Here is a 19,232-nt window from a genome sequence, read left to right as displayed (position 1 = left end):
CCCGAGCTGTAGTCCACGCGGGTGCCGCCCGGGATCGCGTACTCGTCCTGGACGGGGTAGCCGAGCTTGTTGATGCCGTCCATCCGCAGGTAGACCGCGTCGATGCCGCCACCGACGACGAACACGCCCTTGGGGGTGGCGGAGACAGTCTGCAGCTTCTGGAACACCGTGCGTGCGCCCCACGTGGTCGGGGTCTCACGGCGGTTGACCGGGCCCCACTTGCTGCTGGCCCCGCCCATGGCCGCCCAGCGCTTGTAGATCGGGCTGGTGCCGTAGGTGGCCCGCTGCGCCACGGCCGTGCGGATCTGCGGCAGGTAGGGGTAGAGGGCGTTGCCGGGGCACTCGGTGTAGTAGGTGTCCCGGTGGCCCGTGATGAAGGGCAGCGTCACCCTGGTGCCAGCCTTGTAGCGGGAGGAGCTGCTGGCGCTGGTCAGCACCGTCGAGCCGGCCGCGTTGCGATAGAACCCACCGATGCGCCAGGCGAACACGTTCTCGATCGCGTTCAGGGCCGCGCTCGTGGGCTTGACCGACGTGTAGGTGCCGATGAGCGAGACCCCGAAGGTGTCGGTGTTGAAGCCGATGGCGTGGGCGCCGACCACCGGGCGGTCGACCCCGCCCCAGCGGCCCTCGAAGATCTGGCCGTACTTGTCGACGAGCATGTTGTAGCCGATGTCGCACCAGCCAAGGCTCTGCGTGTGGTACGCGTAGATGCTTCGCACGATGGCCTTGGACTGGCTGGCGGTGTAGTTGTTGCTGTCCACCGTGTGGTGCAGCACCCCGCCGTTGGTGGTGGTCGAGTAGTCGGGCGCGCAGCGGCGCATCGACTCGTCGGCGCCCCACTGGTAGCGCCAGATGACCGGCGGCTGCTGGGCCATGGCCACCGCACTGCCGGCAGGCAGCGTGGCGGGGGCATCAGCCGGGCTGGTCCCGGGATCGACGAGCTCGACCCGCCCCTGACCCAGGTGCGCGTCTCCCTGCGCGGGGTAGCGGACCTGGACCGAGCTCACGCCCTCGCCCAGCCACACGGGGTCCGTGCCGACCCGCTGGGCGACGCCGGCCTTGACCGCGGCGGGGTCACGCAGCGAGGCGTTGACCTCGGCCGTGGTCCAGTCGCCCCAGCCCTTGGCGTCGCGGCCACGGATCTCGATGGTGGTGTGGTCGGCGGGGGCGTTGCCGGCCGCCCAGGTGATGGCGACCAGGGGTGCGCCCTGACTGACGGACGTCACGACGTCCTGGGGGGCGGCCGCTGCGCGCGCCGAGGGCGAGGGCTGGATCCCCTTCGTCGGGGCGGTGGCGCCATGGGCCACCCGCTGCGAGGGCAGCGAGCCCAGCTGCAGCTCCCGGACGCTGGGCGGCACCGGTCTCGGGGAGGCGGGGTGGCCGGTGGTGACCACCGGCAGGGCGGTGGCCACCACGCCCAGGCTCATCGTCGCCGTGGCCAGTGCGGCGAGGTGCTTCAGGCCGCGGGGTCCACCGCGCGGCTGTGTCGTCTTGGTTGTGCTCACGTCGGCTCCAGAAGTGACGTCTTGGGTCCAGTTACGCGTGATGCGGAAGTTGCCCCAGTGAGGAATGTGATGGATGTCATCCATGATCCACGAACTGCGTTCGAAATGCGGCGAAATGACACGATCCTGACCTTCGTGTTCCCGACGGGCTCTGGTTCCCGGCGGCAGCGTGCGACAACGGTCGGCCCGGGCTGCATGACCCCGGACGCGGCGAAGGGCTCCCGCACATGCGGGAGCCCTTCGGGTGGAGCCGGTATGCCGTGTGCCGCCGTCGGGGGCAGCACACGGTGCCGGTCAGGCCACGGGGGCGGGCGTCTGCTGCCGGGGACCCACCAGTCGCCGCAGACGGCGGCCGACTGCGGGGTAGTGCCGCTCGAACAGCCACCATGCGGCGAGCGCCGCAACGTTGGCGACGGTGAACGCCACCAGGATGCACAGCCACGCCGGCCATGAGTCAGGCAGCAGGATCTGCAGGTAGATGAGCAACGAGAAGTGCACGAGGTAGAGCGAGTAGGAGTAGTCCGATGCCAGCTTCACGGCCCCGGACAGCACCGGGGTGCGCAGTCCTGCCCAGTCACGCGCCACCGCGTGGAACAGGCTGAGCAGGGCGGCTGCGATCCCGACGTCCACGGCGGGGTGGTAGAGGTTCATCCCCGTGTGCAGGAGGACCACCACGGCGGTCCCGGCCCCGAGTGCCACGACGCCGAGGTGCGACCGGCGCGAGAAGGTCGTCATGCGCTCGTGCTGGAAGGCGTAGAGCATGCCGATCACCCACGCGAGCGGAAGGCCGGACCCCTGCGTCAGCTCCGCCACGGGGACGGCACCGGCCACCAGCACCAGGAGCGCGGGACGGAACAGGCGCCTGCCGACGAAGCCGAGGACGAGCCCCCCGAAAGCGAGATAGATCCACCACTCGATCACGACGGTCCACAGCGGGGCGGCCGAACCGAGCGGGCCGCTGACGAGGGCCAGCCCGGTGGTCCTGCTCACGAAGTCCAGGACCGGGTTGTTGTAGAGCAGGGTGGCGTTGGCCGCCAGGGTGCCGAGGCCCATCTCGGGGACGATGTAGGGGCTGGTCCGGCCCCACATGCCGAACACGAGGTGGTCGGCGATGAAGACCAGCACCAGCACCGGCACCATTGGCACGAGGATCCGGCTGCCGCGGTCCACCACGTAGGTGCGCAGGAGATAGGTGCCGCGGGACTGCTTGGTGCGGACCGACCTCGAGATGAGGAAGCCCGAGAGGGCGAAGAACAGCACCACGCCCATGTTCTGCAGGAAGAACAGCCCGGCGTTGGTGACGAGCCGCCCGCTGCCCGTGACCCGCATGAACACCGTCGGGACGAAGATGTTCAGGGCGTGCCCCACCACCACCATCTGGGAGGCGGCGGTCCGGACGACGTCGAAGTAGGCGAGCTGAGCCTTGTGCGCGACGTGCGGGTTAGCCAGGTGCGGGTGCGGCGGGTGGCGCTTCATGAAGTCTGCAGGTCCACGATCAGCTCGGGCTCGGTCTTGTCCCGGACCTCGTCCTCGGTGACGCCGGGGGCCAGCTCGCGCAGCACGAGGCCCGTGTCGGTCACGTCGATGACGGCCAGGTCGGTGATGATCCGCTGCACCACGGCCTTGCCGGTGTAGGGCAGGGAGCAGTCCTTGACGATCTTGTAGGAGCCGTCCTTGGCGACGTGCTCCATGAGGACGATCACCTTGCGGGCGCCGTGGACCAGGTCCATCGCGCCGCCCATGCCCTTGACCATCTTGCCGGGGATCATCCAGTTGGCGATGTCGCCACCGGCGGAGACCTGCATGGCGCCGAGGATCGCGGCGTCGACCTTGCCGCCGCGGATCATGCCGAAGCTCGTCGCCGAGTCGAAGAAGGAGGCGCCCTTGCGCAGGGTGACCGTCTCCTTGCCGGCGTTGATGAGGTCGGGGTCCTCCTCGCCCGCGAACGGGTAGGCGCCGACGCCCAGGATGCCGTTCTCGGACTGCAGGACGATCTCGACGTCGTCGGGCACGTAGTTGGGGACGAGGGTGGGCAGGCCGATGCCCAGGTTGACGTAGTCGCCGTCGGCCAGCTCGAGGGCGGCGCGGGCGGCCATCTGCTCGCGGGTCAGTGCCATGGGTCAGGACTCCTTCGACCGGACGGTGCGGCGCTCGATGCGCTTGTCGGCGGCCTGCTCGGGGGTGAGGGGGAGCACGCGCTGGACGAAGATGCCCGGCAGGTGCACCTGGTCGGCGTCGATCTCGCCGGGCTCGACGAGCTGCTCGACCTCGGCGATGGTGACCCTGCCGGCCATCGCGGCCAGGGGGTTGAAGTTGCGGGCCGACTCGTGGAAGACGAGGTTGCCGTGGCGGTCACCCTTCCAGGCCCGGACCAGGCCGAAGTCGGTGACGATGGCCTCCTCGAGCACGTAGGTGCGGGTCTGGCCACCGCCCATCGCGAACTCGCGGGTGTCCTTGGCGGGGGAGGCCTTGGCCACCGAGCCGTCGGGGGCGTAGCGCCAGGGCAGGCCGCCCTCGGCGACCTGGGTGCCCACGCCGGTGGCGGTGTAGAAGGCCGGGATGCCCGAGCCGCCGGCGCGCAGCCGCTCGGCGAGGGTGCCCTGCGGGGTCAGCTCGACCTCGAGCTCCCCGGAGAGGAACTGCCGCTCGAACTCCTTGTTCTCCCCGACGTAGGAGGAGATCATCCGGCGGATCCGCTTGTCCTTCAGCAGGATCCCCAGGCCCCAGTCATCGACGCCGCAGTTGTTGGAGACGGCCTCGAGGTCGGTGACGCCCCGGTCGTGGATCTCCTTGATCAGGACCGTGGGGATGCCGCAGAGGCCGGAGCCACCCACGGACAGGGACGAGCCGTCGACGATCCCGTCAACGGCCTCGGCAGCAGTGGAGACGACTTTGTCCATGGCGGGGACTCTAGCCGTGCGCACGGGGACCGGGTGCAGCCCGGGAGGACACCCCGGCCGGGGGCCCGCTGTGGCGGGGGCACAGGTGCCGGTCGCCCTGTGCGCCGCGAGGAACTACCGGCGTGTAATTCGGCCAAACCGCTTGTCGCCGGAGTGACCCCACGGGATAACTGATCCGGATGGTGGTGTCGGGACTGGTGTGAAGGATGTGACGCATGGCGAGCACGGTCAGGTGGGCGGCGGCCGGTGGGGCCGCGATCGCCCTGCCCGTCCTCGCCGTGTGGGCTGCCGGCTCGGCCGAGGCCGCCCCCACCGCCCCGGTGCCCGCGCCGCCCACCAAGGCGCTGCCCGCCGCCCTCGACGTCATGACGCCCTGGCAGCCGCAGGTGTCCTGCGACCCGGTGGACAAGCCGGGGGTGCGCGCGTTCGGCGACCTGATGCTGGCGACGTACAGGTCGGGCAACTACGGGGTGAGCCGCTACTGCGCCGCCGACACCAGCGAGCACTACGACGGCCGCGCCCTGGACTGGATGCTCAGCGTCAACAACCCCGACCAGAAGGCGATCGCGGACTCGGTGACCGCGTGGCTGAGCGCGAACAACGGCGCGATGGCCCGGCGCTTCGGGATCCAGTACATCATCTGGAACAAGCACATGTGGCGCGAGTACGACCCCGGCCGGGGCTGGGCGGCGTACAGCGGCAGCGACCCGCACACCAGCCACGTCCACTTCAGCTTCACCTGGGACGGCGCCATGAAGCGCACGTCCTGGTGGACCGGCACGCCGGTCACCGTGCCCGACGTGGGGCCGTGCCGGGTCTACGCGGGGGAGTACGCCCCGGTCTACACCAGCCGCAACACCACGCCGTGCCCGGTGAGCCTGCCCGCCGCGCCGACCTCGGTGCACGCCGTCGCCGTCCAGGGCCAGAGCAGCCCGGACATCGCCCTGGCCCAGAAGCTGCTCGGGATCACCGCCGACGGGCAGTTCGGCGGCGGGACCCGAGCCGCCCTGCTGGCCTGGCAGCGCAGCCACGGGGTGCCGGTCACCGGTGTCCTCGACAAGGCGACCTGGGCCCGGCTCGCCCCCGGTGCCCCGGTCGCGACCACGCCCACCCCGACGCCCGCGACGCCGACGACCTACCCGACCTTCCGCCAGGGGCAGAGCAGCCCCACCATCGCGATCGCCCAGCGCGCCCTCGGCGTCACCGCCGACGGGGCGTTCGGGCCGGTCACCTTCAAGGCGCTGGTGGCGTGGCAGACCAGCCACGGGGTGCCGGTCACCGGCGTCCTGGACGCCGCGACGTGGGCCAGGCTGGTGCCGGCCGCCGGCACGGCCACGCCCGCCCCGCAACCGGCCCCGAAGCCCGCCCCGAAGCCGGCCCCCGCGCCCGCCACCGGCGGCAGCAGCCAGGCCGCCTCGGGCTACCCCAGCATCCCGGCACCCACGAGCGCCGCGGGACGGACCGGCTACACGGCATACAAGGCGACCGTGCTGCACCAGGGCTCGACCGGTGCGGCGGTGAAGGTGCTCCAGCGCGCGCTCGGCGGCCTGAGCGCCGACGGCGCGTTCGGCCCGCGGACCGCGGCCGTCCTCACGGCCTGGCAGAAGGCGCACCACCTCCCGGCGACCGGCACGACGACCCGGGCGACCTGGGACGCGCTCGAGCGGCGTGACTTCCCGCTGGTGCAGTGGTGGAACACGGTGCTGCGCAACGGATCCAGCGGTCCGGCGGTCGTCGCGCTGCAGCGTGCGCTGGGCGTCTCCGCCGACGGGAAGTTCGGTCCGCTGACGGAGCGGGCTGTGAAGGAAGCCCAGGGACGGGCTAACCTCGCCCGAACAGGCGTTGTGGCGACCCTCACATGGCGGGCGATCGAGACCCGGATGCACCGGTAGGGAAGCCCACGCGCGGCACCACCCAGCAGGAGCACCACCCCCGCATGTCAGGTCCCAACGGCGCCCCCACCCGCCGGTCCACCCGTCACCGCCAACGCAGCCCCCGCACCCTGAAGGTCCTCGCCGGGGCAGTCCCCGTCGTCCTCGTCGGTGCCGGCCTCGCCCTGGTCGCCGTCAACGGAGGCGTCAAGGCCACCCTTGACGCCTCCGCGTCGACCTGCGCCGACCCCACCCACGTCAAGGTCAGCACCACGCGGGAGTTCCTCCCCGTGCTGCGCAAGGTCGCCTCCGGCGTGGAGGAGGCCGCCGGTGACCGCGCCGGATGCCCGGCCTTCGAGGTCTCCGCCTCCGCCCCCGCCGCCGCGGTCTCCCAGGTCACCGGCGGCGGTTCCGACGCCCCCGACGTGTGGGTGCCCGACTCCTCGGTGTGGGTGCAGCGCGCCAACGCCCAGCTCGGTGGGGACTCCCTGCCGCAGCCGGTCACCGTCGCCCAGAGCCCCCTCGTCGTCGCCGTGCCGCAGGCGCGGGCCGCGCACTACGCCGGGGCAGGGGTGCCTTCGTGGGCCCAGCTGCTCGGCGGCTCGGTCCCGGCCCGGATGAGCGACCCCGGCGCGTCCACCGCCGGGCTGATCGCCCTCACCACCGTGCGCTCGGCCCTCGGCAGCTCACCGGAGGTGCAGCAGGAGATCGGCGGCGCCATGATCAAGCTCTCCCGCACCGCGGCGAAGAGCACCGACGACCTGTTCACGGCTGCCGCCTCGCAGGGCGCAGGCGCCCCCGGGTTCCCGGCCAGCGAGCAGCAGGTGCTGCGCTACGACGCCGGGCACCCCGAGGCGCTGCTGGTCCCGGTGGTCCCGACCCCGGGCACCGGCCGGCTGGACTACCCCTTCGTCACGGTCGGCCAGCCGAAGCCGGCGGTAGCCAAGGCCGTGCTGGCGCTGCGCAACGCCCTCACGTCGGAGACCGGCCAGCGAGCCGTGCGGGCCGCGGGCTTCCGCACCGCTGACGGCCAGGGCGGCCCGACGACGACGCCGGGGGTGACCAACCCCGACGTGAAGCTGCTGCCCGAGCCGTCGCTGAAGGACGTCGACGCCGCGCTCCAGACGTGGAGCGCGGTCTCCACCGAGATGCGGATGCTGGCCGTCATCGACGTCTCGGGCTCGATGACCGAGCAGTTCGGGGGCCTCACCCGGATGGCCGTCGCCCAGGGCGCCACGGACACCGCGCTGCGGTTCTTCCCGCCGCGCTCGCAGGTCGGCCTGTGGGTGTTCTCCACCGACAAGGACGGCCCGGGCAAGGACTGGAAGCAGCTGGTGCCCCTCGGCCAGCTCGACCAGACGGTGGGCGGCGTCAACCAGCGCGAGGCGCTGCTCAAGGCCAACTCCGGGATCAGCTCCTACATCGGCGGCAACACCGGCCTGTACGACACGATCCTTGCCGCCTACGAGCGGGTGAAGCAGGACTGGGACCCCAGCCGGATCAACTCCGTCGTGCTGCTCACGGACGGCCAGAACGACGACACCCAGGGCCTGAACCTCGACCAGCTCATGGCCAGGCTCAAGGCCGAGGCCGATCCCACCAAGCCGGTGCCGGTCATCACGATCGGCATGGGCCCGGGCGTGGACGCCTCGGTGCTGGACCAGATCTCGCGGGCGACGGGCGGCAAGTCCTACCTGGCGCAGAAGCCCGACGACATCCGCAAGGTCTTCGTCGAGGCGCTGCTGCAGCGCAGCTGCCGGCCCAACTGCTGACCCCGGTCAGCGTGGGTCGAGCGTGACCCCTTCGGCCGCGAGCCGGCCCGGCATCCGCGCCGGGTCCGGCTCGCGGACGAGCACCACCGAGCCGTCGACCGCCCACGCGGCCAGCGCGGTGCGCAGCACGGAGGCCAGGTCGCCGGTGGCCAGCACCCGGGCGCCGGCCGGCCACACCGGGGAGGGGACCACCGCGTCGTATGCCGTGTGCTCGCCTCCGGCGACCAGGGCCGGGTCCTGCGGCCCTGGGGCGTCCCACGGGCTGAACGCGTCGGCATACGTCGCGAGCTCGCGGGCCTCGTCCATGGTGCCGGCGGGCAGCGGGTTGGGGTGCGAGCGGGCGAGCGCGGCCAAGGTGACCACGACGGCCTCGCCCCCGGCCGGCACGTGCTCCGGGTCGTCGGTCACCGTCACGTCGGCGTCGGCGGTGCCGTCGAGGTCAACCGTCGCACCGACCGACCACGCGGCCAGGGCCCAGTACAGGGCGCGCCAGTGACCGGGCAGGTCGAGGCGGACCACCGTGCCGGGGCCGCCGTCGAGCTCCTCCTGGAGGGCGTTGGCGGCCTTGGCGACCCAGTTGGCCAGGACCTTGCCGGACAGCTCGATCCGCTCCCCGCAGGTCTCACCCGGCGCGTCGTCGTAGAACGTCACCCGGGGGCGGGCCGGGTCGGCGGCGAGCAGGTCGGCGAGCAACGAGGCAGGGGTACGCACGCGTGCAGCCTACGGGCGATAGCGTCACCGTCGTGAAGGCCACCGAGTTCGCCCGCCGCGCCGACGCCGTCATCTCCGGGGCCTCCCAGGAGAGCGTGCGCGAGGACTCCGGCGACCTGCCCCTGCTGCGCGGCGAGCGGGTCGCCGCCCGCGGGCTCACCCGGGTCCTGGTGACCGTCGCCCTGCTCGTCGTGGTCGGCGCGGCCGCGTGCGCGCTGCTCGCCCCGTTCGGGCTCTGGCTGCCCCTGCTGGTGCTGCCGCTGCTGCTCGTCCTCGCCGTGGTGTGTGCGCGGGTCAGCCGGCTGGCCTCCTCCCCGACCATGCCGGTGTGGGCCGTGGCCGCGATCGTCGTGCTCGCCCTCGGGACCACCGTCTGGGCCGGGCTCACCCACTCCGAGCAGGCCCTGCCGCGACGAGACCCGGGCAGCTACCTGCAGTCGGCCACGGCGCTGGCCACCACCCACCGGCTGCCGGTGCAGGTGCCGGCCGACACCGTCGGCGGTGCCGCGGTCCTGCGCATCCCCGGGGTGACCCTGGAGAGCCCCGCCTTCTACCAGGTCGGCACCGCCACAGACCCGGCCGTGCAGCCGCAGTTCATGGTCGGCACGGCCGCCTGGTACTCCGTCGGCATCTGGCTTGCCGGTCCGCTGGGCGCCATCTGGCTCGCGGCGGTCTTCGGCGGCCTCGGAGTCCTGGGGCTTGGCCTGCTCACCGGATCCGTGGTCGGGCCGCGGTGGGGTCCACTGGGGGCGCTGGCCAGCGCGATCTGCTTCCCGATGCTGCACATCAACCGTTCGACCTACTCCGAGCCGCTGGCCGTCGTGGTGCTCGTCGCCGGCCTGCTCGTGCTCGTCGAGTGCACCCGCAAGGGCGCGCGCGGGCACTGGCAGCACGCCCGCCAGCTCGGCTTCCTCGCCGGCCTGCTCGTCGCCGGCGGTGGGCTGATGCGCGTCGACGCGCTGCGCGAGACGCTGCTGCTCCTGCCGTTCGCGGCCCTCCTCATCATCCGGCGGGACGGCGGCGGCTGGCCGCTGCTGGCCGGCGCCGGTGTCGGCACCCTCGTCTCCTTCGCCGCAGGGCTGGGGCTGTCGGACCAGTACCTCGGCAGCATCGCCGGGTCACTGCTGCCGCTGGTCGCCCTCGGGGTCGGCCTCGCCCTCCTGGCCACCGCGGTCGTCGTGGCGGCCCGGCGCGGGGTCCGGCTGCCGGACGGCATACGGCGGCTGCTCCCGGCAGCCTGTGCCATCGCGGTGCTGGTCATCGGGGTCGTGCTGGCGGCCCGCCCGCTGTTCCAGACCGTGCACCAGTCCGCCGCCGACCCCGGCTCGCACGTCGTGGCCGGGCTGCAGCACCGGCAGGGGCTGGTGGTCGACGGGGCCCGGACCTACGCCGAGCAGAGCCTGGCCTGGACCGCCTGGTGGCTCGGGCCGGCGGCGCTGGTCATCGCGTTCGCCCTGCTGGCCGGGGCAGCGCACCGGGTCGCCCGCACCTGGGTGGCAGACGAGCCGCTGCCGCGGTGGAGCGGGCCGTTCCTCGTGGCCTTCGCCTCGGCGGTCCTCACGTGGTACCGCCCCGGCATCACCCCCGACCACCCGTGGGCCGACCGCCGGCTCATGGTGGCGCTGCCGCTGGTGATCATCGCCGTGGTGGCCGCGGCGGCGTGGCTGACCCGCTGGTCCACCCGGCACCTGCCGCCCGCCGCGCTGGTGGCCAGCAGTGTCGTCGTCTCCGCGGCGCTGCTGGTGCCCGAGGCGATGGCCACGTGGCCGCACGCCACCGAACGGGTCGAGCACGGCGAGCTGGCCGCGGTCGATCAGGTCTGCCGGGCGTTCGCGCCGGGAGACGTGGCCCTGACCGTCGACGACCGCGCCGCGCTGGAGTGGCCGCAGGTGGTGCGCGGGCAGTGCGGTGTGCCGTCGCTGTCCCTGACCCAGCCGGTGCGCCGTGACCCCGCCGCCCGCGGCCAGGCCGTGGCGGCGGTCGCGCAGGCGGTGCGCGCCAACGGCGGGCGCCTGGTGCTGCTCGCCGCCGACTCCGACGCCGCGCTGCGCACGCCGCTGCCGGCCGGGGTGACCGCCGGCCCGGTCGTGCAGGCCACCGACGTGATGGTGCGCGAGGACGCCCGGCTGCTGGAGCGCCGGCCGGACCACCTCGTGTCGCTGCCGATCCGCGTCTGGCTCGTCTCCGTCCGCTGAGGCGACACCCGGACATGGTGTGACGGCGGTCGTGACGGCCAGACTGCTGTGATCATGACGGCCTCGCCGTCACGACCACCGTCATGACAGACGAAAGCGCCCGGTGGGAGGACGAACCTCCCGCCGGGCGCCTCTGCTGTGTCAGCGGATAACCGCTCAGCCGTCGGAGTCACCCCCGGCCGGGGCCGCGCCCGAGCCGATCACGTGGTGCTGCGGCGCCGGCATCGGTGAGCCCGCACCCTTGACCGAGGCCCAGACCGCCTTGTTGAACTCGTTCTCGTCGATCTGGTCCTCCTTGCCCAGGGACTGGGCGCCGGACTGCGCGGCCAGCGGGGCGCTCGCCGAGTTGACCGTCGTCATGGCGTAGGCCGGCTTGCGCACGTCGTAGGCCCGCAGGTTCGGCGTCGTCGTGAACGACGCGCTCATCGGCGTGGAGTAGGCGTCGAACTGGGTCAGCGGGCCGACGCCGGCGAGCAGGCCGATCGTTCGCACCATCGACGCGGTGTTGTAGAAGGTCGAGTCGACCCGGCCGGTCTGGGTGTACGGGCTGATCGCCAGCGCCAGCGTGCGGTGGGCGTCGACGTGGTCGGGGCCGTTCTGCGCGTCGTCCTCGGTCACGAAGATCGCCGTGCTCTTCCAGTCCTTCGAGTGCGACACCGTGTCGACCAGCCGGCCGAGGGCGTAGTCGTTGTCCGCGACGTAGGCCTTCGGCGTCGGCGAGCCCGCCTTGGTGCCGGCGGTGTGGTCGCTGGGCAGGCGCACCATCTCGACCTTGGGCAGGGTGCCCTTGGCCTCGTACTGCTGGAACTCCTTGACCCACTCGTCGACCCGGCCGGTCGGGCCGCAGGCCGGGCTCAGGGCCTTGAACGTCCCCGAGGAGTCCGGGCAGGCCAGGTCGAAGCCGCGGTAGGCCGTGTCGGTGTGCGCCTGCAGCACCGGGTCGGCGGCGTGGATGGCCGAGCCGGACAGGTCGACGTAGAAGCCGTAGTTGCGGAAGGACACGCCCTTCTTCGCCAGCCGCTGCCAGATGTAGGTGTCGTCCGGCTGCTGGCCGGCGATCTCGGGGTCGGCGTCCTCGCTGGGGTAGGGCGCCTTGCGGCCGGAGTAGTTGGCCGGCCACTGCTGCTCGGCGTAGGGATTCGAGGTGGCCGAGGCGACCCAGTTCCAGCCCTGCGCGCTGACCTCCGCGTCGGCGTAGAAGTTGTCGATCGTGGTGAACCGGCGCGCCAGCTCGCGGGTGTTCGGCGCGGACTCCTCGCCGAAGAGGTTGAGCGAGGGGTCGCCGTTGCCCTTGCCCAGGCTGCCCATCTCCTGGTCGTAGGTGCGGTTCTCCTTGACCACGTAGATGATGTGCTTGATCGGCGAGGGGCCGCCCGGCGTGCGCGGGATGACCGCACCGCGGGCCTGGTCGGCGGCGTTGTTGCGCTGCACCTGGGCGGTGTAGCGCGCCAGCCGGTCACCGGTCGGCTCGGCGAGGGTTGAGAGCGTGCCGACCATCATGGAGCCGGAGTACTGGTCCGGCGACGTGGGCGCGCTCGACTCCGGGTCCGGGTGGCCCGGCCCGTCGTTCGGCCCGGCGCCCAGGCCCTTGGCGTTGGTGACCAGCAGGTGCCCCTCGCGCCAGGCGACCGAGGTGGGGTACCACCCGGTCGGCACCAGGCCGGAGACCCTGCCGCGGGCCAGGTCGACCACCGCGACGTCGTTGTTGCCCGAGCTCGCGACGAACAGCCGCCGCCCGGTCGGGTCGAGCGCCAGCCCGCTGGGCGTCGTGCCCACCGGTGCCCCCGTGTATGGCGCGAGGCTGAGGGTGCGCCGGACCGTCGCCGTCGCGACGTCCACCTCCGAGACGGTGTCGGCGTCGCTGTTACTGACGTAGAGCGTGCGCCCGTCGGGGGAGAGGACCGAGCGGTTGGGGTGCAGGCCGACCTTGACCTGCCCGGTGACCTTCGGCGCGCCGCCGGTCAGGTCCAGGACGTCGACGGTGGAGGCGCCCTGGTCGGTGACGAACGCCTTGGTGCCGTCTTTGCTGACCGTGGTCCACAGCGGGCGGTGGCCGGCCGGGACCGTCGAGGAGGTGCCGGTCGCGGTGTCGATGACCGAGACCGCGTCACCGAGCTGGTCGGCCACGACGAGGCGCTTGCCGTCGGGCGTGACGGCCAGGCCGGCCGGGAAGAGGGTGACCTTCTCGCCGGCGGGGTTGGTCGTCGGCAGGCTCAGCGGGGTGCCCTCGACGAGCTTGCCGCCCTGCAGGTGCAGGACGCGGACCTTGGAGTTGGCGGCCGCGCTGGCGTAGGCGGTCTGCCCGTCCGGGCTCCACGCCAGGCCCATGTAGAGCGACTCGGGGCTCGTGTAGGGGATCGTCTGCTCGACCCGGTGGTCGGCGGCGTCGACGAGCTGCAGGCTCTGTGTGCCCTGGCCGTCGTTGCTGACGAGCAGGTGCCTGCCGTCGGGCGAGAGTGCGGAGGTCAGCGGCAGGTCCCCGAGCCGGGTCTGGTCGCCGGCGGGGGTGACCCGGAAGCCGACGGGGGTGACGGCGGTGCCGTCGGGGCGGGGCCCGGCCAGCCGCGAGGCGGTGGCGAAGGCCGCGCCTCCGCCGATGACGGTCAGCGCCACGGCGCCGACGACGAGTGCGGGAGAGCGTCTCATGCCGCGCACCGTAGGAAACCCGGACAAACCGGACGTCGCGCGCAGGTGAACGGCGCCGAGCGCCTGGTCGACGGCTGGGCTGACGCCGTGACGGCGGTCGGGACGGCCAGACCGCTGTGATCACGTCGGTCTCGCCGACACGACCTCCGTCATGACCAGGCCGAGGGCCCCGTGGCGTCACCACGACCGTCGTGACGCGTGGCTGCGGGAGCGCGCCCGCCGGTCGCGGGTAGGCTCACCCGCGAGATGAACGAGCACACCACCTCCACGCAGCCCGGCGCCGAGCACGGCGTCACCCCCGTCGACGGCGCCACCGAGGCACTGCCGGTGACCACGGCCCTGCCGCCGGTCAGCCCCGAGCAGGACGAGGAGTCCTCGTCCCGGGTGGGCGACGAGCCGACCCTGCGGATGGAGGTGCCGCAGGCCCCGCCCGCACCCGCGCCGGTGGAGCAGCCGGCCCCCGCTGCCGCCCCCACCCCGGTGACCGAGGTGCGCGGTGAGCCGACCACGGGCCGCGACGGCGCGCCATACGTGACGGTCGTGCTGCCCTGCTACAACGAGGGCGAGCACGTCCTGCAGGAGATCGACCGCATTACCGCGGCGATGGAGGCCAGCGAGTTCACCTACGAGCTGCTGTGCATCGACGACGCCTCGACCGACAACACCCTGCAGGTGCTGCACGACGCGGCGAACCGCTACCCGAACATCCGCGTGATGCCGTTCCGGCGCAACGGCGGCTCGGGCACGGCCCGGCGGATCGGCACCCAGCAGGCCTACGGCGAGATCGTCGTGTGGACCGACGCGGACATGACCTACGAGAACGAGCGGATCCCCGAGCTGGTGCGGATCCTGCGCGACGACGAGAGCTACGACCAGGTCGTCGGCGCCCGTACCACCGAGGAGGGCACGCACAAGTGGGCCCGCGTCCCGGCGAAGTGGCTCATCCGCAAGATCGCCGAGAAGCTGTCCAACGAGAAGATCCCCGACCTCAACTCGGGCCTGCGGGCGTTCCGCCGCGAGGTGTCGCTGCCCTACCTGCGGCTGCTGCCCCCCGGCTTCTCCTGCGTCACGACGATCACGCTGGCGTTCCTGCACAACCAGCACGACATCAAGTACGTGCCGACGTCCTACGCCAAGCGCGCCGGCGTCAGCAAGTTCCACTTCGTGCGGGACGCCTACCGCTACATCCTGCAGGTGCTGCGGATGGTCATGTACTTCAACCCGCTGAAGGTGCTCCTCCCGCCAGCGCTGTGGATGGTCGGCATCGGCCTGGTCAAGGCGGTCGTGGACATGGTCCGTCACCCGTTCTACTTCCCGGCAAGCACCGTGCTGCTCCTGGTCAGCGGCATGATGATCGGGTCCGTCGCCCTGCTCGCCGACCTCGTGGTGCGCTCACGAGACGGCGTCTGAGCCGGGGGCGGCGATGAGCGACTCCGCCCTGAAGGTGGCCGTGGTCGGCCCCACGCACCCCTACAAGGGAGGCGTGGCCGCCCACACCACGACCCTGGCCCACCAGCTGGCCGAGGCCGGGCACGACGTGACGCTGGTGTCGTGGAGCCACCTCTACCCGAGCAGGCTCTACCCCGGTGAGCAGGCGGTGCCCGGCGGCGCGCCCGACCTGCCGCCGTTCCCGCGGACCGTCCGGGCGCTGTCGTGGGCCCGCCCCGACACGTGGGTGCGCACCGGGCGCCGGCTGCGCGGGTTCGACGCGGTCGTCGTCGTGCACGTCATCCCCGCCGTCGTGCCCGCCCACCTGGCCCTCCTCCGTGCCGCGGGCGTCGGGCGCACCTCGAGCACCGGCCAGGGCCCCCGCTCGGTGGTCATCGCCCACAACGTCATGCCGCACGAGTCGCACCCCGGCGACAGCGCGCTGATGCGCTCGCTCTTCTCACGCGTCGACGCCGTGCTCGTGCACAGCGCCGAGCAGGCCCGCCTCGCCCACGACCTCGGTGCGCCGAGGGTGTCGGTGGCCGAGCTCCCGCCGCACCTGCCGGGTGGCCCCGCCGAGGAGCGGCCCCCGTATGCCGGTCCCACCCGCCTGCTCGCCCTGGGCATGGTCCGCGAGTACAAGGGCGTCGACCTCCTGCTGCAGGCCCTGGCCCAGGTGCCCGACGTGAGGCTGACCGTCGCCGGGGAGCTCTGGGGCGCCAGCGGCGAGCGGGTGCGGGCCCTGGCCGCCGACCCGCGGGTGCGTGATCGGGTGAGTATCCGCTCCGGCTACGTCCCGGCCGAGGAGCTGGCCGGCCTGTTCGCCAGCCACGACGTGCTGGCGCTGACCTACCGCACCGCCACCGCGTCGCAGAACGCCCTGCTCGGCCAGGCCCACGGGATGCCGGTGCTCGCCTCGGAGGTCGGCACGTTCGGCGCCCAGGTGCGCGACGGCGTCGACGGGCTGCTCGTGCCGCCCGGGGACGAGGCGTCCCTGGTCACCGCCCTGAAGCAGCTCGCCGACGCCGACGAGCTGGCACGGCTGCGCGCCGGGGTCCGCCCGCCCGACCTGACCAGCCCCTGGGCCACCTACGTCGGCATCCTCGAGGCGCTGGCCTCGCCGAGCACGGCTGCGGCCGACGACCTGGCCGAGGAGGAGAGGACGCTGCCGACCACGGTCAAGGACCGGCTGCTCGCTCCGGTCCGCGCGGCGCTGGCCAGCAAGCGGCCCCCCATCGAGCTGACCCGCAGCGACCTGCCGAACTGGGTCCGGCCCAGCGACGTGCTGGCCGACGCCGCGGACGCCGACGAGGCGCGGGCGTTCGCCCGTGAGCTGGGCCTGCCCCGCGGCGGTGACGCCGTAGCCGCCTGGGCCGCCCTCGGGGCGCTCGCCGCCGTGGTGCGCCTCGGTGACGACGGGCACCACAGCGCGGTCATCCTCGACGAGTCCGGCAGCCGCTCCCCGCTGGCCCGCTGGGCCCGTGCGATCGGCTTCGCCCCGGTCGAGCTGGAGCTCACCGGCCCCCGCTCGTCGGTGGCGGTGCTCGACGTCGACACCGCCTCGCTGGACGTCATCACCAGGCTGCACCCCTCCGGCTGCGACGCCGACGACGTGGACGAGGCGCTGAGCCAGGCCTCCTGGGCGCTGCGCTCCGGCGGCCTGCTCTCGATCACCCTGCCGCTCGGGCCGGCCACCGCCGAGGGCGCGGTCGGTCCGGTGGAGGTGCGCGGCGTCCTGGCCCGCGCGCACGACCTCGGCTTCGTCCTGGTCGGTGACCTCGACGGCGAGATCGGTGCCCGGATGCGCGAGGCGAGCAGCGGCACGCACCGCGAGGACGCGGCATACGCGCTGGTGCGCCTGACCTTCCGGCGGCGCTAGGTGGCCCTGCCCCGCGCCCGCCTGCTGGGCCTGCTGCGGCTCGGCATCGCGCTGGTGATCCTCGCCGCCGTGGCCTGGGCGGTGGCCCGCAACTGGGCCGCGGTCTCGGCCGACCTGGGCAAGGTCACCGGTTGGGCGCTCGTCGTGGCGCTGGTGCTGGCCGTGGTCGGCCCGATCCTGACCATGCTCGGGTGGCGGGTGCTCATGACCGACCTCGGCTCGCCGATGCACGTGGCGCCCGCCGGGGGCATCTTCTTCATCGGCCAGCTCGGCAAGTACCTGCCCGGGTCGGTGTGGAGCGTCCTCGCCCAGGCCGAGATGGGTGCCAAGCTGCACATCCCGCGGCGCCGCTCGGCGGTGGTGGGCCTGATCTCGATCGGCCTGGGCGTGCTGACCGGGCTGCTCGTCGGGGTGGCCGCGCTGCCGCTGCTGCTGCACACCTCCGGGTCCGGGCACGTCGGCTGGCTGGTGCTCGCGCTGCCGCTGCTCGTCGTCGCGTGCTGGCCGCGGCTGCTGAACCGTCTGATCGCCCTGGGGCTGCGGCTGCTGCACCGCGAGCCGCTGGAGCACGAGCTGTCCGGCCGGGCGGTGCTGACCTCGGTGGTGCTCTTCGTCGGGGCGTGGCTGTGCTTCGGCGTCCACGTCTGGGTGCTGGCCACCTCCATCGGCGGCGCCACCGGGCCGGCGTCCCTGGCGCTGGCCTCGGTCGCCGGCTACGCCCTGGCGGCCTCGCTGGGCATGCTCGCCGTCATCGCCCCCGCCGGCGTGGGCATCCGCGAGGCCCTGCTCGTGCTCATGCTCGGGCAGGCCATGCCGACCTCCGCGGCCACCGCCGTCGTCCTGCTCTCGCGCTTCATCATCACCGCCGGGGACGTGCTGGTCGCCGGCGGCGGCTGGCTCTACGCCCGCTCCCACCATCTGGTGTCCGCCCACCCGGGACAGGGTGCCCCCGCCGCGCCCGACCCGGTCACCCACGAGGAAGGTCGTCCATGACAGAGCAGCCCGAGGTCCAGCCGACGCCGGCGACGGGTGGCCAGGTCGCCGCCCCGCCCGGCGGGCGCCTGCTGGCCGTGGCCAAGCGCGGCGCCGAGCTGGCGCTCTGGGCACGGGTCGGGCTGCAGCGCCGCGTCGAGCCGGGCGTGCGGCGGGTCGTGCGCTCCTGGCCCTCGGCCGCGCACCGGCCGGTGCCGACGTCGGTGGCGCCCACCGCGGTGTTGTCCAGCCCCGCCGACTGGCAGCGCGCCGTGGCCGAGGCGCGCACGCTGCGCCTGCCGCTGCACCACGACCGGCCCAAGAACTGGGACGCCCTCGGCGCCGTCGCCGCGGTGCTGTCCCTGGCCGACGACGGGTCGCGCGCGGCCCGCGTGATGGACGCGGGCAGCGCGCGATACTCCTCGGTCCTGCCCTGGCTGCGGCTGTTCGGGCTGGGCTCGGCGCCGGAGTCGCTGCTGGGCATCAACCTGGAGTTCGGCGAGCCGGTGCACCGTGACGGGGTGACGTTCCGCTACGGCGACGTCACCGACACCGGCCTGGCGGCCGACTCGCTCGACGCGATCACCTGCATGTCGGTGATCGAGCATGGCGTGCCGATCGAGGGGTTCCTCGCCGAGAGCGCCCGCGTGCTGCGGCCGGGCGGGGTGCTGTGCGTCTCGACCGACTACGACCAGGCGCCGCCGGACACCACCGGGCTGGAGGCCTATGGCACGCCGGTGCGGATCTTCGGCCCCGACGACATCCGCGAGCTGGTGGCCACCGCCGACCGACACGGCCTGGAGCTGGTCGGCGACCTGGCGGCCGCGCTCAGCCACACCGAGCGGCCGGTGCACTGGAAGCGCGTGGGCCTGGACTACACCTTCATCCTGCTCACCTTCCGCCGCCGCTGACCCTACGCACCGCCCCCGCTCTGCCGGGGAAGAGTGCGCTGTGCCGAGGCTGCAACCTCGGCGAAGCGGCGGGAACCGCGGCACAGCAGAGGTATGCCGCCCGGTCGCGTCACGCGGACCGGCCTCGCTCGCGTGAGACGGCCGCGCGCACCCGGGCGGCGACCCGGTTCCATCAGGTCGAGCTCGCGCCAGGTCCCCACCACCACCTCGTAGCGAAGGCCGCGGATGCGGTCCTCACGCAGCTTCTCGGCAACCATGGCATCGCTGCCTCCGTCGCCGCGGTACTTCACCCGACGCGACCAGTCGCCGTAGCGAGCGGGCGTCGAGGCCGCACTCGGCGGCGTCGGCCGTGGTGAAGACGTTGCCGGCGGCGACGGCACGGGCAAGGAGCAGGTCATCCATGGCCGCGAGCCTGTCCTGGTAGCGGCGTCCCGGCCACGAC

At 73.2% G+C, this 19,232-nt stretch carries 14 protein-coding genes; 7 read left to right on the top strand and 7 right to left on the bottom strand.

Translation table 11 applies throughout. From position 1 onward, the window contains the following. The 4 genes from ACXVGS_RS04980 to ACXVGS_RS04965 all read right to left on the bottom strand — a co-directional run. The coding region (locus ACXVGS_RS04980; protein ID WP_458536693.1) for an N-acetylmuramoyl-L-alanine amidase at window positions 1-1,505 on the bottom strand (1,505 nt) is incomplete at its 3' end. A gap of 294 nt (window positions 1,506-1,799) precedes the next feature. Continuing rightward, window positions 1,800-2,981, bottom strand: coding sequence for an acyltransferase family protein (locus ACXVGS_RS04975; protein ID WP_458534612.1), 1,182 nt, complete (start codon window positions 2,979-2,981; stop codon window positions 1,800-1,802). After that, window positions 2,978-3,622, bottom strand: coding sequence for a CoA transferase subunit B (locus ACXVGS_RS04970; protein WP_458528129.1), 645 nt, complete (start codon window positions 3,620-3,622; stop codon window positions 2,978-2,980). Before ACXVGS_RS04970 ends, ACXVGS_RS04975 begins: the two co-directional genes overlap by 4 nt. Before the next feature lie 3 nt (window positions 3,623-3,625). After that, window positions 3,626-4,405: a CoA transferase subunit A gene (locus ACXVGS_RS04965; protein ID WP_458536692.1), complete on the bottom strand. Its 780-nt coding sequence runs from the start codon at window positions 4,403-4,405 to the stop codon at window positions 3,626-3,628. Window positions 4,406-4,620: 215 nt separating this feature from the next. Between ACXVGS_RS04965 and ACXVGS_RS04960 the strand changes: the two genes are divergently transcribed. Together ACXVGS_RS04960 and ACXVGS_RS04955 are read left to right on the top strand one after the other, a co-directional pair. Continuing rightward, window positions 4,621-6,297 (top strand): peptidoglycan-binding domain-containing protein, encoded by a 1,677-nt coding sequence (locus ACXVGS_RS04960; protein WP_458532892.1) that lies wholly within the window; start codon window positions 4,621-4,623, stop codon window positions 6,295-6,297. Between the two features lie 44 nt (window positions 6,298-6,341). After that, window positions 6,342-8,048, top strand: coding sequence for a substrate-binding and VWA domain-containing protein (locus ACXVGS_RS04955; RefSeq protein WP_458536691.1), 1,707 nt, complete (start codon window positions 6,342-6,344; stop codon window positions 8,046-8,048). A 6-nt stretch (window positions 8,049-8,054) separates the two neighbouring features. Here ACXVGS_RS04955 and ACXVGS_RS04950 read toward each other — a convergent pair whose 3' ends face one another. Beyond that, on the bottom strand, window positions 8,055-8,759 hold the full coding sequence (locus tag ACXVGS_RS04950) for a TIGR03089 family protein (RefSeq protein WP_458532890.1): 705 nt from the start codon (window positions 8,757-8,759) through the stop codon (window positions 8,055-8,057). A gap of 32 nt (window positions 8,760-8,791) precedes the next feature. On the opposite strand from ACXVGS_RS04950, the gene ACXVGS_RS04945 reads away from it, so the two are divergent. Beyond that, complete coding sequence (locus tag ACXVGS_RS04945) at window positions 8,792-10,954, top strand: hypothetical protein (RefSeq protein WP_458536690.1); 2,163 nt, start codon at window positions 8,792-8,794, stop codon at window positions 10,952-10,954. A gap of 156 nt (window positions 10,955-11,110) precedes the next feature. Here ACXVGS_RS04945 and ACXVGS_RS04940 read toward each other — a convergent pair whose 3' ends face one another. Continuing rightward, a complete protein-coding gene (locus ACXVGS_RS04940) occupies window positions 11,111-13,600 on the bottom strand; it encodes an alkaline phosphatase family protein (protein ID WP_458536689.1) in 2,490 nt (829 codons plus the stop codon). A 246-nt stretch (window positions 13,601-13,846) separates the two neighbouring features. Here ACXVGS_RS04940 and ACXVGS_RS04935 point away from each other — a divergent pair, with 246 nt between their 5' ends. The 4 genes from ACXVGS_RS04935 to ACXVGS_RS04920 are packed head-to-tail and all read left to right on the top strand — an operon-like array spanning window position 13,847 to window position 18,790. Beyond that, complete coding sequence (locus tag ACXVGS_RS04935; protein WP_458536688.1) at window positions 13,847-15,010, top strand: glycosyltransferase family 2 protein; 1,164 nt, start codon at window positions 13,847-13,849, stop codon at window positions 15,008-15,010. Window positions 15,011-15,023: 13 nt separating this feature from the next. Further along, window positions 15,024-16,907, top strand: a complete 1,884-nt coding sequence (locus tag ACXVGS_RS04930; protein ID WP_458528121.1) for a glycosyltransferase family 4 protein — start codon at window positions 15,024-15,026, stop codon at window positions 16,905-16,907. Further along, the gene (locus ACXVGS_RS04925) at window positions 16,908-17,900 is read left to right on the top strand and encodes a lysylphosphatidylglycerol synthase domain-containing protein (protein ID WP_458528120.1); all 993 of its coding nucleotides are present in this window, start codon (window positions 16,908-16,910) and stop codon (window positions 17,898-17,900) included. Beyond that, a complete protein-coding gene (locus tag ACXVGS_RS04920; protein ID WP_458534521.1) occupies window positions 17,897-18,790 on the top strand; it encodes a class I SAM-dependent methyltransferase in 894 nt (297 codons plus the stop codon). The genes ACXVGS_RS04925 and ACXVGS_RS04920 overlap by 4 nt, the downstream gene beginning before the upstream one ends. A 234-nt stretch (window positions 18,791-19,024) precedes the next feature. Here the strand turns inward: ACXVGS_RS04920 and ACXVGS_RS04915 are convergent, their stop codons facing one another. Next, entirely contained in the window at window positions 19,025-19,192 is a 168-nt protein-coding gene (locus tag ACXVGS_RS04915; RefSeq protein WP_458531561.1) for a type IV toxin-antitoxin system AbiEi family antitoxin domain-containing protein, read from the bottom strand. Window positions 19,193-19,232: the final 40 nt, after the last annotated feature.

Source organism: Oryzihumus sp. (genome assembly GCF_054325275.1).
The sequence above is the reverse complement of the archived record's forward strand: the minus strand, read 5'-3'. Positions and strand labels throughout refer to the sequence as shown.